Source organism: Pseudomonas sp. ES1, from assembly GCF_050586605.1.
Taxonomy (GTDB): domain Bacteria; phylum Pseudomonadota; class Gammaproteobacteria; order Pseudomonadales; family Pseudomonadaceae; genus Aquipseudomonas; species Aquipseudomonas sichuanensis.
This window is the reverse complement of the sequence record NZ_JBOBDM010000014.1, coordinates 37,088-49,534: the sequence shown is the minus strand read 5'-3', so window position 1 is coordinate 49,534 and position 12,447 is coordinate 37,088. Positions and strand designations below refer to the sequence as shown.

Here is a 12,447-nt window from a genome sequence, read left to right as displayed (position 1 = left end):
GATGACTGGCCCATGAACACCCTCCTCCCCCTTGGCCTGGCGGCCGCCCTCGCCCTGCTGAGCCTGCCCGGCCAGGCCGCCGAACCGGCCGGCAAAGCCAACTGCGAGAACCTGCAGTGCATGGCCTGCCCGGCCCTGGCCGACCCGCAGCACTATGCCGAAGGGCGCATGAAGCTGATGCGCCAGATCGTCCCCGGCAAGGAGCGCTGGCTGTTCCGCTCGATGGTCGACCTGACCAACGACTTCGGCATACCTGCGCCCATGCGCCCGGAGTTCGCCCGGCTGATGCAGGCCTTTCACAAGCAGGGCATCCAGGTGGCCATGGCCATCCAGCCGACCCGCGGCCTGATGCACCGCGACAAGCTGCAAGGCGACCAGCTGCACGGCTTCGACTACAATCGCGCCAGCGCCAACCTCGCGGCCTACCTGGGGCAACTGCGCCAGGCCGGCGCGGTGGTGGCACCGATGATGCAACTGGTGCAGCAACCACCCCAGGGGGAGTATTTCTTCCGCCGCGACCACCACTGGACCCCGGCCGGTGCCGAGGCCACGGCCAAGCTGATGGCCGAGGAAATCCGCCGCCAGCCGTTCTATGCCGGGCTGAGCAAGAAGCAGTACCGCACCGAACCGGGGGTGATGGTGCCCAAGGACGGCACCCTGAACCTGGCGATGAGCTATATCTGCGGCAACAACTACGGTTTCCAGTATGTACGCGGCTACCAGACCATTCCCCAGGCCACCAGCAGCGACGCGCTGTTCGACGAAGCCCCCGACCCCGAGGTGATTCTGGTCGGCGACAGCAATGCCGCCGCCCGTGAAGACGAGAGCAAGCAGTTCAACTTCGACGGTTACCTCAAGCAGTACCTGGGCGTGGACATCCTCAACTACGCCCTGCCCGGCGTGGGTGAGGACGGCTCGTTGCTGGAGTACCTGCTGTCCAGCGACTACAAGGCCGAGGCGCCGCCCAAGCTGATCGTCTGGGAATTGCCGGCCAACTACCGGCTCGACTCGCCGCTGATGTATCGCCAGTTGGTGCCGGCGGTGCAAGGGGGCTGCAAGGCGTCGAAAGAAGCCCTGGGATCGAAACTGCAGCGCCCGGCGCTGAAGGTGGGCGAGCGCATCGAGCTGCTGAGCAACGCCGGCAACGCGCGCCAGGCACTGAGCGGTGCGCAGGGCTTCCTGGATATCCGCCTGAGCGACAAGAACGTGCGCGATTTCTACATCATCGTGTATTACGACAATGGCGCCCGCGACAAGGTGTGGTTCCGCCGCGAGGCGGCGGTGAGTGGCGGCCAGTATTACCTGGAGCTGAGCAAGGCGCCCGAGTTTGCCGGTGCCAACCTGTTGTCGGTGTTCCTTGAGCCGACCAAGGCGGGTACGGCGGCCACCGATGTGGAGACGCGACTGTGCCTGTGATGAACGCAAACGGGGCCGCTTTGCGGCCCATCGCTGGCAAGCCAGCTCCCACAGGTAACAAGTTGAACACGGACACTGTGGGAGCCGGCTTGCCGGCGATGGGCCGCAAAGCGGCCCCGGGGATCTTGCTGCTGCTCATATTTGCCCTTCTACCACCCCACACCCACGCCGCCCAGTCGATCTGGCCCCTGCGCGCCACCGCGCAAGCGGCCATGATTGCCGACTACCGCACCCTGCAATGCAGCAAGGAGGCCCCATCGCCCTACACCGGCACCCTGCGCCTGCAAAGCAAGTACGACCAGCGCGACGCCAGCAAGTCCACCCTGCGCAGCAGCCCCGATGCCGACAGCGAACGCATCGGCAAGCAGGTCAAGCAGTTCATCGGCGGGCTGATCTATGCCGGCAAGCGCTTCCAGAACGCCAAAAAGCCCCAGGACGCCAACATGGCCCTGGCCTGCCAGGACCAATGGCTGCAGCGCTGGGCCGAAGCCGGTGCCCTGCTCAACCCTGACGCCAGCAGCACCGGCATGGCCGCGCGCAAATGGGCGCTGGCAGCCATGGCCGGCGCCGTGCTGCTGACCCAGTCAGCCAGCGACGGCAAGGTGCAATTGAACGAGGTACAAAAAACCTGGTTCACCCGGCTCGGCGAGCGCGTGATCGCCGAGTACGACCCACGGCGCGATGCCCCTGGCGTGTACTTCAACAACCACGACTACTGGGCCGCCTGGGCCGTGGCGGCCACCGGCATGCTGGTGGGGCGCGACGACTTCATCCAGTGGGCCGATGGCAACCTGCGCCGTGGCCTGGCCCAGGCGGTGCGCGCCAGCGACGCCAGCTACGCCTACCTGCCGCTGGAAGTGGCCCGCAGCAAGCTGGCCTCGAACTACAGCCAGTACGCCCTGGTGCCGCTGGTGCTGCTGGCCGAGTCGGCACGGGCCAATGGCCTGCCCTGGAGCGCCGAAGACCAGCAGACCCTCGACCTGTTGGCCAACTTCGCCGCCCGCAGCGTGCTCGATCCGCACGACCTGCCCGAGCTCAAGGGCCAGGCCCAGGAAGACGTGGCGCCCTACAAGATGGCCTGGCTGATCCCGTTCCTCGCCCGCGAGCCTGGCCACCGCCTGGCCCGCCAGCTGTATGACAGCGAGGACGGCGAAGTGGACAACTACAGCCAGCTCGGTGGCCCGCTGAAACCGGTCTACCCCAACCTGCCCTGAACAAGGATGCGTCCCATGGCACCGTTCACCCGCATATCCCTCAGCTGCCTGACCGCCCTGCTGCTGGCCGGCGCCGCCCAGGCCGCCAGCCAGGCGCTGCCCGCCAACCCGGTGCTGGACACCCTGAGCCCGCAACAACATCAGGCACAGCTGACCCAGCTGCGCCAGCAGGCCCGCCAGGCGGTGAGCTTCGAACAGGCCCGCCGCGCGCCACCCGTCGGCCGCGCCAGCGTCAGCCTGCAACCGATGTTTTCCGCCCAGGCCGGCAGCTGGCCATTCGAACCCTTCGTCAACAATGGCCTGTTCCGCGCCATTGCCGGCTACCAGGCACACCACCCGCAGGCCGTGGTACTGCGCGGTGGCAGCATCACCCTGGCGCAGCTGGAGGCGACCCTGGGCGATGCGCGCATCCTCAAGCGCTACAAGGACGGCTACCTGCTCAGCTACCCGCTGATGATCGGCAGCGATGCCGGGCTGCAGCTCGAAGGCACCAGCCTCTACCTGTACAGCTACTCCGGCACCGCGCTGATCAACCAGGGCTGGCTGGGGCTGAATCAGTCGACCCTGGAAAGCGTGGCCGGCGACAAGGCCGGCAACACCGACCGCGCCTGGCGGCCGTTCGTGGTGGCTTGGGCCGGCAGCCATACCCAGGTGATCGGCTCCACCCTCAACCGCCTGGGCTACAACGCCAACCTGTCCCGTGGCCTGACCACCGCGCTCAGTACCCAGCAAGCCGCCGGCACCCGCCCGGCCACGCTGCTGATCGAGGGCAGCCGGTTCAGTGAGTTGTCCACGGCGGTGGAGCTGCAACACAGCCAGGCGACCATCGCCAACAGCCAGTTCGAACGCGCCCAGCAATACGCCGTCGACGCCCGCGACAGCCAGCTCGACCTGCACGGCAACCAGCTGCGCGGCATCGACAACAACAGCGGCGTGCGTCTGCGCGGGCAGACCCGCGCGCTGATCGAAGACAACCTGATCCTCGGCGCCGCCAAGGCCGCCATCGAGATCAGCGACCAGCGTGGCGCCGTGCTGGTGGCCGGCAACAGCATCGGCGCCAGCCGCGGCAATGGCATCCAGTTGCGCAACCTCGCGCCGACGCCGGCTGCCCCGTTGCTGATCGACGACAACCTGCTGGCCAGCAGCCAGGGCAGCGCGGTGGATGCCAGCGAAGTCGGCGCCCTGGCGCTGGTCGGCAACCGCATCGGCAACACCCCCGAGTACGCCGTCAGCCTGCGCAATGCCGCGCCGCTACCAGGGCCGCTGCTGATCAGCGGCAACCGCCTGGGGCAAGTGGGCAAGGCGGTGGTGCGGGTCGAAGGTATCCGCGACGTCGAGATCGGCGGCAACCGCTTCGACGGCAAGGCGTTGCTGCAGAACTTGCTGATCGGTGATCTGTTGCCGCTGCAAGGGCAGGTGCTGGAGGCGACGGTGGCGCAGGGTCGGATGGTGCGGGTACGGCTTAACCGCTAGAACGCCCCATATCCTGCGGGCTTGCACATTCCCTGTAGGAGCGGCCTTGTGCCGCGAAAGGGCCGCAAAGCGGCCCCCAGATTTCTGCATTAGCACATAAATCGCGGGGCTGCTGCGCAGCCCTTTCGCGGCACAAGGCCGCTCCTACAGGGGCCAGCGTCAGGCTGCGGGCCGCTGCATGCGCACGAAGCACTCGTCCTCCCCCATCTCGATGAAACCCCGGCGCAGGTAGAGCTGTCGCGCCGGGTTGCTCTTGAACACCATCAGGCGCAGCAACGGCAGATGCCGCTGCGCGGCCCAGACGGCCAGCGTCTCCAGTACCCAGCCACCCACGCCGCGCCCGCGATGCTCGGGCAGCAGGTGCAGCTCGCGGATGAACAGCGCCTGGCGGTCCTGGCTGAGGCTGCAAAAACCCAGCACCGTGCCGTCCTCCACCACCAGCCATTGTTCGCGCCAGTCCCAGGCCTGGTCGAAGGCTTCTTCGATCCACAGCAGGTTGAACTCGCGGTAGTACGGCAGCATCGCCCGGCGCGTGAGGTCGCGGGCGAAGGTCAGGTCAGTGTCGCTGGCGGCAATCAGTTCAAGGGGCATAGCACACCGGCGAACTCCCAGGCCCGCGTCGCTCAAGCTCATCCTCCAGCCAGTCGGCCAGCACCCGGGCATTGTTGTGCTCGGTGTCCTTGCCGGCGTACAGCAGGGTCAGCTGGCCATTACCAGCCAGGTCCAGCAGCGGGTACCAGTGCTCAGGGTGCGCGGCCAGCTCCTGCCGGTAGCGCCGGGTGAATCCGGGGTAATCCAGTAAACCGGCATGGAACGCCTTGCGCAGTTCGTCGGAAGGTGCCGCCTCGCGCAACCACTGACCGTGCAGGTCCTCCTTGCGCTTGTTGCGCGGCCACAGCCGATCGACCAGCACACGCTGGCCATCACTGGCTTCAACCGGGTCGTACACACGCTTGCAGCAGATCATTCGGGGCTCGCTTGGCAATTCGCCGATGCCTCCTAGACTAGAAGTTCCTTTGATCGAGGTCACTCCCCGGTAACAGATTGTTTCTAGGATGGGATACCTCGCCTCGTGCCTCTAAGCACACCGGAGCCCACCCATGACAACCCCCTCGATGGTCAGCCAGGATGCGCTGGTCAAGCCCGATTCCCGCCCGCAGCTGTCCCACCGCCCTGGCCGCGCCACCCTGGTGCTGTTCTTCGGCCTGCTGCTGGCCGGCCTGGCCTACACCTTCTGGAGCCTCAAGGAAGATGTCAGCGCCAGCGGCACCGTAATCACCACGGTCACGCCATTCCTGCTGCTGGGCCTGGCCCTGCTGATCGCCCTGGGCTTCGAATTCGTCAACGGTTTCCACGACACCGCCAACGCCGTGGCCACGGTGATCTACACCCATTCGCTGCCGGCACCGGTGGCGGTGGTGTGGTCGGGGCTGTGCAATTTTCTCGGTGTGCTGCTTTCCAGCGGCGCGGTGGCCTTCGGCATCATCGCCCTGCTGCCGGTCGAGCTGATCCTGCAGGTCGGGTCGGGCGCCGGCTTCGCCATGGTCTTCGCTTTGCTGCTGGCGGCGATCATCTGGAACCTCGGCACCTGGTGGCTGGGCCTGCCGGCCTCGTCCTCGCACACGCTGATCGGCTCGATCATCGGCGTGGGCGTGGCCAACGCGCTGATGCATGGGCGCGACGGCACCAGCGGGGTGGATTGGGGCCAGGCGAGCAAGGTCGGCTATGCCCTGTTGTTTTCGCCGTTGATCGGTTTCGCCTGCGCCGCCCTGCTACTGCTGGCCCTGCGCGCGCTGGTCAAACGCCAGGAGCTGTACCAGGCGCCTGAAGGCCAGACTCCGCCACCCTGGTGGATCCGGGGGGTGCTCATCCTTACCTGCACCGGCGTATCGTTCGCCCACGGCTCCAACGACGGGCAGAAAGGCATGGGCCTGATCATGCTGATCCTGGTCGGCACCCTGCCGATGGCCTACGCCCTGAACAAGACCATGCCCAGCGAACAGGCCCTGCAATTCTCGGCGGTGGCCGAAGTGACCCGCCAGGCATTGGTGCGCAGCGCCCCGCAGGCGGCCCCGGCCGACCCTCGACAGACCCTGACCGCTTTCATCGGCCAGCCCAAGGCCAGCCCCGAACTGGTACCGGCCCTGGCCGCGCTGACCGGCATGATCGGCGAAGAGGTCAAGGGCTATGGCTCGCTCAGCCGTGTGCCGGCCGAGGCCATGGCCAACGTGCGCAACGACATGTACCTGACCAGCGAAGCCATCCGCCTGATCGACAAGAACGCACTGGTGGCGTTCGATGCCGACACCGCCCGCCATGTGCAACTGTTCAAGCGCCAGCTGGACGATGCCACCCGCTACATCCCGCTGTGGGTCAAGGTGGCGGTGGCCATCGCCCTGGGCCTGGGCACCATGGTCGGCTGGCGGCGCATCGTGGTGACGGTGGGTGAAAAGATCGGCAAGACCCACCTGAGCTATGCCCAGGGGGCGTCTGCGGAGGTGGTGGCGATGTGCACCATTGGCGCGGCGGACATGTTCGGGCTGCCGGTGTCGACCACCCATGTGTTGAGCTCGGGGGTGGCCGGGACCATGGTGGCCAATGGCTCGGGGATCCAGAAGCGCACCCTGGTCAACCTGCTGATGGCCTGGGTGCTGACGCTGCCGGCGGCGATGGTACTGGCAGGCAGCCTGTACTGGCTTCTGAATCAAATTCTCTAGGCTGAAATAGAGAACCTGTGGGAGCAACTGTCTTATGTTGTCAGTGCTGGCCTCATCGCTGGCAAGCCAGCTCCCACAGGTACGATGCTGCCTCGAAGTTAGCGCGATCCATGTGGGAGCGGGTTTACCCGCGAATGCGATGGCGAATCCGCCACAGCCTTCGCGGGCAAGCCCGCTCCCACAGGTTCAGTGATGCCCGATCAACCGGGGATTGTCAGGCCACGCTGAACGGCAGGCCGTTCGAGGAAGCTGGCCAGCACCCGCTGCACCTCCTTGAACTCATCGAAGCCAACCAGGTCACGGGCGTTGTAGCGCTCCACCAGGTTGCGCACCCAAGGGAAGATGGCAATGTCGGCGATGCTGTACTCGTCGACCATCCATTCACGGCCTTGCAGGTGCCGGTCCAGCACGCCCAGCAAACGCTTCGACTCGTTGACGTAGCGATCGCGCGGGCGCTTGTCCTCATAATTCTTGCCAGCAAAGAAATGGAAGAAGCCCACCTGGCCGAACATCGGCCCGATGCCGCCCATCTGGAACATCAACCACTGGATCGTCTGGTAGCGCTGGGCCGGGTCCTGGCTGAGCAACTGGCCGCTCTTTTCCGCCAGGTACTGGAGGATCGCACCGGATTCGAACAGCGGCAGCGGTTTGCCGCCCGGGCCATCGGGGTCGAGGATCGCCGGGATCTTGTTGTTGGCGCTCAGCGAAATGAATTCGGGGCTCAGTTGGTCATCGCTGTCGAAGCTGACCTTGTGCGGCTCGTAGGCCAGGCCGATTTCTTCCAGCATGATCGACACCTTGACGCCATTTGGCGTGGGCAGCGAATACAACTGCAGGCGCTCGGGGTGTTGCGCCGGCCACTTGCGGGTGATGGGGAATGTGCTCAGATCGGTCATGCTCGGTCCCTGCAATCGTGGAAACGATCACTTTAGGGACAGCGCTGCGGTTTGGCCATTGCAGCGTGCCGGATGGCGCAGCCAAAGGGCTGCGCCGGCGCTTCATCAGAAACGTGGCGCGACAGCCTCGGCGCCCCGGGAGATCACCACCTCGACGCGTCGGTTGAGCTGGCGTGACTGCGCCGTGGCGTTACTGGCCACCGGGTACTCCTTGCCGTAACCGGCGCTTTTGATGCGCTGCGCAGCTACACCCTGACGGCGCAGCGCGTTGGCCACCGCGTCAGCCCGGTGCTCGGACAGGCGCTGGTTGAGGGCATCACTGCCGGTAGAGTCGGTGAAACCCTCTACCAGCACCTTGCGCTCAGGGTTCGCCTGAAGGTACGCCGCCAGCTCCTCGATGTTGTGCTGGCTGCGGCCGTTCAGCTCGGCCTTGCCGGTCTGGAACAGCACATCACCGAAGGTCACCACGTCGCCGCGTACACTCGGCTTGGCCTTGAGCGCGTTGAGCTGTGCGGTGCGTGCATCCAGGCGGGCCTGGGTGCGCTCGAGCTCGACACGTTTGAGCGCGGCATCGGTGTTACGCAGGTCGATGGTCTGTTCAGCAAACTCGATCTGCCGGCTGGCCAACGTGGCCAGGCGCTCGACCTCGGCGGATTTGCGGTCCTTGAGCGAGGCCAGCTCGGCTTTGCCCAGGGCGGTATAGGCGTCCTGGGTTTCCAGCGCGGCGAGACGGCTTGCCTCGGGTTTGCCTTGCAACACCGAATAGGCTTCGCGAGCTTCAAGCAATGTGGAGTTTTCCGGCGTGGTGCCGCAGCCGGCCAGCATCAGGCCAAGGAGCGACACAGCGGGCAGCAGGTAGACTTTGGACATGGTCACTTCCTTCAATGAACGGATTTGGCAGTCGGGCTGTCAGGAGCATCAAGGATCTCCTGCTTGAGCACTTCGATCCCCTTGCGGGCGACCTCCAGTTGCTCTTTGGCCTTGAGCGCCTGGGCCTTGCGCTCGGCTACTCGTGCGTCTGCGCTCGCCCCTTCGGCCAGGGTGCGGGCCTGTTCGAACTTCTTCTCTCCCAGGGCCCGGTCAAGGGCGCTCATCTTGTCCTGGGCGGCGCGCATCTCCAGCGGGGCATATTGGGTGGCCTCGGCGGCGACGGCGCGGTTGACCGCACTGCGGGCCAGTTCGATCTGCTCATTGGGAGCGGTCACGCTGGCGCAGCCGCTCATGATCATGAGCAGGCCGACAAGCGGCAAAGTCTTGCAGTTGAAACGCATGGAATAGGCTCCTTTGATGCGCTCGCGAATCTGTGGCTACCGGCGTCGGTGACCACAGGCAGTTGATGAACAGACAGCCTGATCTGGAAGCGACGCAAGACTATTGCCACGAAGCCGACGGCCAAATAGGACTTTTCCCAACCACCCTGTCGGCTTTTTCAACAACTGCTTCGGCGTAGGCCCTATGCCTGACGGCAAAACGCCTGAACGGCGCACGCCCACGTTTGGGGCGAGCGCCGTTCAGGCGTCGACTGGCAAAAATGCTGGGTGAACGGCCTGTTGTCAGGCCTGGCCGTGTGCCTTGAGCTTGAGTTTTTCGGTGTCCACCCGCACGAACACCGAGTCGGCAGTGACAGTCAGGACATCACCCGCCCAGACCTCGCAGATGACCCGCGTCTTGCGTCCGACTTCGCCCTCCACGCGGGCCTTGAGCAACAGCTCCACGCCCATTGGGGTCGGTTTCAGGTAATTGAGCCCGAGGCTGCCGGTGACGCAATCGATACGCGGCAGGCTGCCCGCCTCGCGGCCCTCGGCGCGGTAGTGGTAGGCCATGGCGGTCCAGTTGGAGTGGCAGTCGACCAGCATGGCCAGCAAGCCGCCGTAGACCAGGCCGGGCCAGCCGATGAAGGTTTGATCCGGTGCATGTCGGCACAACAGGTGGATGCCGTCGGCATCCCAGTGGCTTTGCAGGTGCAGGCCGGAGGGGTGGGCGCTACCGCAGCCGTAGCAAGTGCCGTCGGGGGCGGCGAGGGCCTGGAGGGAAAGCATCTGATCGTTCATACGCAGCCTGTGCTTGTTGGAATGGGGGCGCGAAACGCCCCCATTAAAGCAGAAACATCAGGCCGTCTGCGCCACTGCCCTGCCACGCTTCTGGGTCAGCGAAACCAACAGGATGAACAAGGTCACCCCGGCGGTCATCAGCGTTTCATAGCGGTAGGCATCGCTGAACAGCATGTAACCCAGGACCATCACGATGGTGCCGATCACCAGCCAGGTCAGCCATGGGAACAGCCACATCTTCAGCTCCAGCGGCCGCCCTTCACGCTCGGCACGGGCACGCATGCGCAGCTGCGAAACGGCGATCACCAGGTACACCAGCAAAGCGATGGCGCCAGTGGTCGAGAGCAGGAAGCCGAACACCTTGCCGGGGAACACATAGTTGACCAGGCAGCCAGCGAAGCCTGCCAGGGTCGAGAGGATCACCGCCACGGTCGGCACGCCCGCACCCGAGATACGCTTGGTCATGCTCAGCGCCTGGCCACGGGCACCCAGGGAGTACAGCATCCGCGAAGCGGTATAGAGGCCGGAGTTCATGCAACTGGTCACCGCCACCAACACCACCAGGTCGACCAGCAGCTTGGCCCCGGGCACATTGAGCACCTCGAGCACGCGCTGGAACGAACCCACGGCTTTCAAGGCCGGGTCGTTCCAGGCCACCAGCGACACCACCAGGAAGATCGACGCCAGGTAGAAGATGGCGATGCGGTACACCACCAGGTTGGTGGCGCGGCGGATCTTGTCTTTCGGGTTGGCGGTCTCGTCGGCGGCGATGGTGACGATCTCGGCGCCGAAGAACGAGAAGATGGTGATCAGCACGCCACCCAGCACGGTGCCGAAGCCGTTGGGCATGAAGCCACCGTGGTCCCACAGGCGGCTCACCCCGGAGACCTCGGCCAGCGGCCAGAAGCCGAACACCGCCAGGCTGCAGACCACGATGAAGGCAATGATCGCAACCACTTTCACCAGCGCGAACCAGTACTCGAAGGCACCGAAGTTCTTCACGCTGACCAGGTTGGTGCCCGACAGCACGACCATGATCAGGAAGGCGAACAGCCAGGACGGCACACCCGGGAAGTAGGCGTGCAGGATGTCGGCGCCGGCAATGGCTTCGACCGGAATGATCAGCACCCAGAACCACCAGTACAGCCAGCCGATGGTAAAGCCGGCCCAAGGGCCGATGGCTTCGCTGGCATAGGTGGAGAACGAACCGCTGTTGGGGTTGGCGATGGCCATTTCGCCGAGCATGCGCATCACCAGCAGCACCAGCAGGCCGGTCATGGCGTAGGAGATGAGGATGGCCGGGCCGGCGGTGGCGATGGCGTTGGAGGAGCCGATGAACAGCCCGGCGCCGATGATGCCGGCGATGGAAATCATCGAGACCTGACGGGAGGTCAGGCCGTGTTGCAGGGAACGCTGTTTTTTATTGTTTGACGATGCCATGGGGAACCCTCGAATGGGTCGGCCGTTGCAAGGACGGCTGAAAGTTGGAGCAGAATTCAGTAAGTCGCGGGTGCTCGTTGTTGTTCTTGTAAAACGCCGGTCGTGGTTTTGCCCTCCTCTTTGCACTACCGGTTGTCATCGTTGATCCAGGTCAGTATTAATCTATAGGGACGGGTCAACAAACGACCTTTTCGAAGCACATCATTCTATTTTGGAATGAATTCCTTCCTTTTTTACCGGGTAGCGCCTTCGCCATGTCCAAACGCCTGATGCCGTCCACCACCGCCCTGCAATGCTTCGAGGCCGCCGCCCGCCACCTGAGCTTCACCCGCGCGGCGCAGGAGCTGCACCTGACCCAGAGCGCGGTCAGCAAGCAGGTGGCGCAGCTCGAGGACATGCTCGCCCACCCGCTGTTCCAGCGCATTCGCCGGCGCCTGCACCTCACCCCGGCGGGGGCGCTGTACCTCACCGAGGTGAACAAGATCCTCACCCAGATCGACATCTCCAGCCGCTACATCCTCAGCTACGGCGACGAGACCGAGGTGCTGCGCATCGCCACCCAGCCGACCTTCGGTGCACGCTGGCTGGTGCCCCGGCTCAAGGGTTTTGGTGAGCGCCACCCGCGCATCCACCTGGACATCCGCAACGAGCTGGAACCGTTCGACCTGGTGCAGGCCAAGGCCGACGTGGCGTTTTTCTTTGGCCAGGGCACCTGGCCGGGGGCGACCTGCATCGAGCTGTTCAGCGAAGCCGTGGTGCCGGTGTGCGCGCCCGCGCTGCTGGCCCGGCAGCGCATCACCTGCGCCACGGCGCTGACCGAGCACCGTCTACTGCAATGCGCCTCGCGCCCCGAGGCCTGGCACGAGTGGTTCCTGGGGCTGGGGCTGCACAGCCAGAACAGCTACCACGGGCCACGTTTCGACACGTTCTACCTGTGCATTCGCGCCGCCATCGCCGGCTGCGGCATAGCCCTGATCCCGCGCTACCTGGTGGCCGAGGAGCTGAGCGAAGGCAAGCTGGTGGTGGCTTGGGACCACCCGGTGCCCAGCAATGGCCGGCACTTCATGGCTCATGCCGAGCATGCGGCCGAGGTGCCTAAGGTACGGGCCTTTGTGCAATGGATTCGCGAGCGGGTGGCCGAGGGGGATTGAGGCCGCCTGTAATGGCCTCTTCGCGGGTAAACCCGCTCCCACAGGTACAGCACTGTTTTCAAGTTCAGTGTGGGAGCGGCGGTTCGCCC

The 12,447-nt window shown here is 65.2% G+C and carries 12 protein-coding genes; 5 read left to right on the top strand and 7 right to left on the bottom strand.

Annotated elements, in window-relative coordinates:
* The first annotated feature begins 12 nt into the window (after positions 1-12).
* The 3 genes from ACQ4N9_RS08315 to ACQ4N9_RS08305 all read left to right on the top strand — a co-directional run bounded on the left by ACQ4N9_RS08315 (position 13) and on the right by ACQ4N9_RS08305 (position 4,103).
* Positions 13-1,416: an alginate O-acetyltransferase AlgX-related protein gene (locus ACQ4N9_RS08315; RefSeq protein WP_390969059.1), complete on the top strand. Its 1,404-nt coding sequence runs from the start codon at positions 13-15 to the stop codon at positions 1,414-1,416.
* 62 nt (positions 1,417-1,478) lie between these two features.
* Positions 1,479-2,630 (top strand): polysaccharide lyase, encoded by a 1,152-nt coding sequence (locus ACQ4N9_RS08310; protein ID WP_390969061.1) that lies wholly within the window; start codon positions 1,479-1,481, stop codon positions 2,628-2,630.
* A gap of 15 nt (positions 2,631-2,645) precedes the next feature.
* Positions 2,646-4,103 carry a right-handed parallel beta-helix repeat-containing protein gene (locus ACQ4N9_RS08305; RefSeq protein WP_390969063.1) on the top strand — a complete coding sequence of 486 codons (1,458 nt, stop codon included), beginning with the start codon at positions 2,646-2,648 and terminating at the stop codon, positions 4,101-4,103.
* 159 nt (positions 4,104-4,262) lie between these two features.
* Here ACQ4N9_RS08305 and ACQ4N9_RS08300 read toward each other — a convergent pair whose 3' ends face one another.
* The gene (locus tag ACQ4N9_RS08300) at positions 4,263-4,694 is read right to left on the bottom strand and encodes a GNAT family N-acetyltransferase (RefSeq protein ID WP_390969065.1); all 432 of its coding nucleotides are present in this window, start codon (positions 4,692-4,694) and stop codon (positions 4,263-4,265) included.
* A complete protein-coding gene (locus tag ACQ4N9_RS08295; RefSeq protein WP_390969067.1) occupies positions 4,684-5,070 on the bottom strand; it encodes a DUF488 domain-containing protein in 387 nt (128 codons plus the stop codon). The genes ACQ4N9_RS08300 and ACQ4N9_RS08295 overlap by 11 nt, the downstream gene beginning before the upstream one ends.
* A 133-nt stretch (positions 5,071-5,203) precedes the next feature.
* On the opposite strand from ACQ4N9_RS08295, the gene ACQ4N9_RS08290 reads away from it, so the two are divergent.
* Positions 5,204-6,820, top strand: coding sequence for an inorganic phosphate transporter (locus ACQ4N9_RS08290; RefSeq protein ID WP_347149746.1), 1,617 nt, complete (start codon positions 5,204-5,206; stop codon positions 6,818-6,820).
* Between the two features lie 200 nt (positions 6,821-7,020).
* Here the strand turns inward: ACQ4N9_RS08290 and ACQ4N9_RS08285 are convergent, their stop codons facing one another.
* The 5 genes from ACQ4N9_RS08285 to ACQ4N9_RS08265 all read right to left on the bottom strand — a co-directional run bounded on the left by ACQ4N9_RS08285 (position 7,021) and on the right by ACQ4N9_RS08265 (position 11,207).
* Positions 7,021-7,716 carry a glutathione S-transferase N-terminal domain-containing protein gene (locus tag ACQ4N9_RS08285; RefSeq protein WP_390969069.1) on the bottom strand — a complete coding sequence of 232 codons (696 nt, stop codon included), beginning with the start codon at positions 7,714-7,716 and terminating at the stop codon, positions 7,021-7,023.
* Between the two features lie 105 nt (positions 7,717-7,821).
* The gene (locus ACQ4N9_RS08280; protein WP_390969071.1) at positions 7,822-8,586 is read right to left on the bottom strand and encodes an OmpA family protein; all 765 of its coding nucleotides are present in this window, start codon (positions 8,584-8,586) and stop codon (positions 7,822-7,824) included.
* A gap of 11 nt (positions 8,587-8,597) precedes the next feature.
* Positions 8,598-8,987, bottom strand: coding sequence for a DUF4398 domain-containing protein (locus tag ACQ4N9_RS08275; RefSeq protein ID WP_390969073.1), 390 nt, complete (start codon positions 8,985-8,987; stop codon positions 8,598-8,600).
* Between the two features lie 282 nt (positions 8,988-9,269).
* Positions 9,270-9,767 (bottom strand): PaaI family thioesterase, encoded by a 498-nt coding sequence (locus ACQ4N9_RS08270; protein ID WP_125464778.1) that lies wholly within the window; start codon positions 9,765-9,767, stop codon positions 9,270-9,272.
* A gap of 57 nt (positions 9,768-9,824) precedes the next feature.
* Positions 9,825-11,207 (bottom strand): amino acid permease, encoded by a 1,383-nt coding sequence (locus ACQ4N9_RS08265; protein ID WP_390969075.1) that lies wholly within the window; start codon positions 11,205-11,207, stop codon positions 9,825-9,827.
* Between the two features lie 254 nt (positions 11,208-11,461).
* On the opposite strand from ACQ4N9_RS08265, the gene gcvA reads away from it, so the two are divergent.
* Positions 11,462-12,358: a transcriptional regulator GcvA gene (gene gcvA, locus ACQ4N9_RS08260; protein WP_125859379.1), complete on the top strand. Its 897-nt coding sequence runs from the start codon at positions 11,462-11,464 to the stop codon at positions 12,356-12,358.
* Positions 12,359-12,447 lie beyond the last annotated feature (89 nt).

Excerpts from the sequence above, each read along its gene's own strand:
- ACQ4N9_RS08290 (WP_347149746.1), top strand. The coding sequence starts at position 5,204 with ATGACAACCCCCTCGATGGTCAGCCAGGATGCGCTGGTCAAGCCCGAT.
- ACQ4N9_RS08280 (WP_390969071.1), bottom strand. The coding sequence starts at position 8,586 with ATGTCCAAAGTCTACCTGCTGCCCGCTGTGTCGCTCCTTGGCCTGATG.
- ACQ4N9_RS08265 (WP_390969075.1), bottom strand. The coding sequence starts at position 11,207 with ATGGCATCGTCAAACAATAAAAAACAGCGTTCCCTGCAACACGGCCTG.
- ACQ4N9_RS08315 (WP_390969059.1), top strand. The coding sequence starts at position 13 with ATGAACACCCTCCTCCCCCTTGGCCTGGCGGCCGCCCTCGCCCTGCTG.
- ACQ4N9_RS08285 (WP_390969069.1), bottom strand. The coding sequence starts at position 7,716 with ATGACCGATCTGAGCACATTCCCCATCACCCGCAAGTGGCCGGCGCAA.
- ACQ4N9_RS08300 (WP_390969065.1), bottom strand. The coding sequence starts at position 4,694 with ATGCCCCTTGAACTGATTGCCGCCAGCGACACTGACCTGACCTTCGCC.
- ACQ4N9_RS08270 (WP_125464778.1), bottom strand. The coding sequence starts at position 9,767 with ATGAACGATCAGATGCTTTCCCTCCAGGCCCTCGCCGCCCCCGACGGC.
- gcvA (WP_125859379.1), top strand. The coding sequence starts at position 11,462 with ATGTCCAAACGCCTGATGCCGTCCACCACCGCCCTGCAATGCTTCGAG.
- ACQ4N9_RS08305 (WP_390969063.1), top strand. The coding sequence starts at position 2,646 with ATGGCACCGTTCACCCGCATATCCCTCAGCTGCCTGACCGCCCTGCTG.
- ACQ4N9_RS08275 (WP_390969073.1), bottom strand. The coding sequence starts at position 8,987 with ATGCGTTTCAACTGCAAGACTTTGCCGCTTGTCGGCCTGCTCATGATC.
- ACQ4N9_RS08295 (WP_390969067.1), bottom strand. The coding sequence starts at position 5,070 with ATGATCTGCTGCAAGCGTGTGTACGACCCGGTTGAAGCCAGTGATGGC.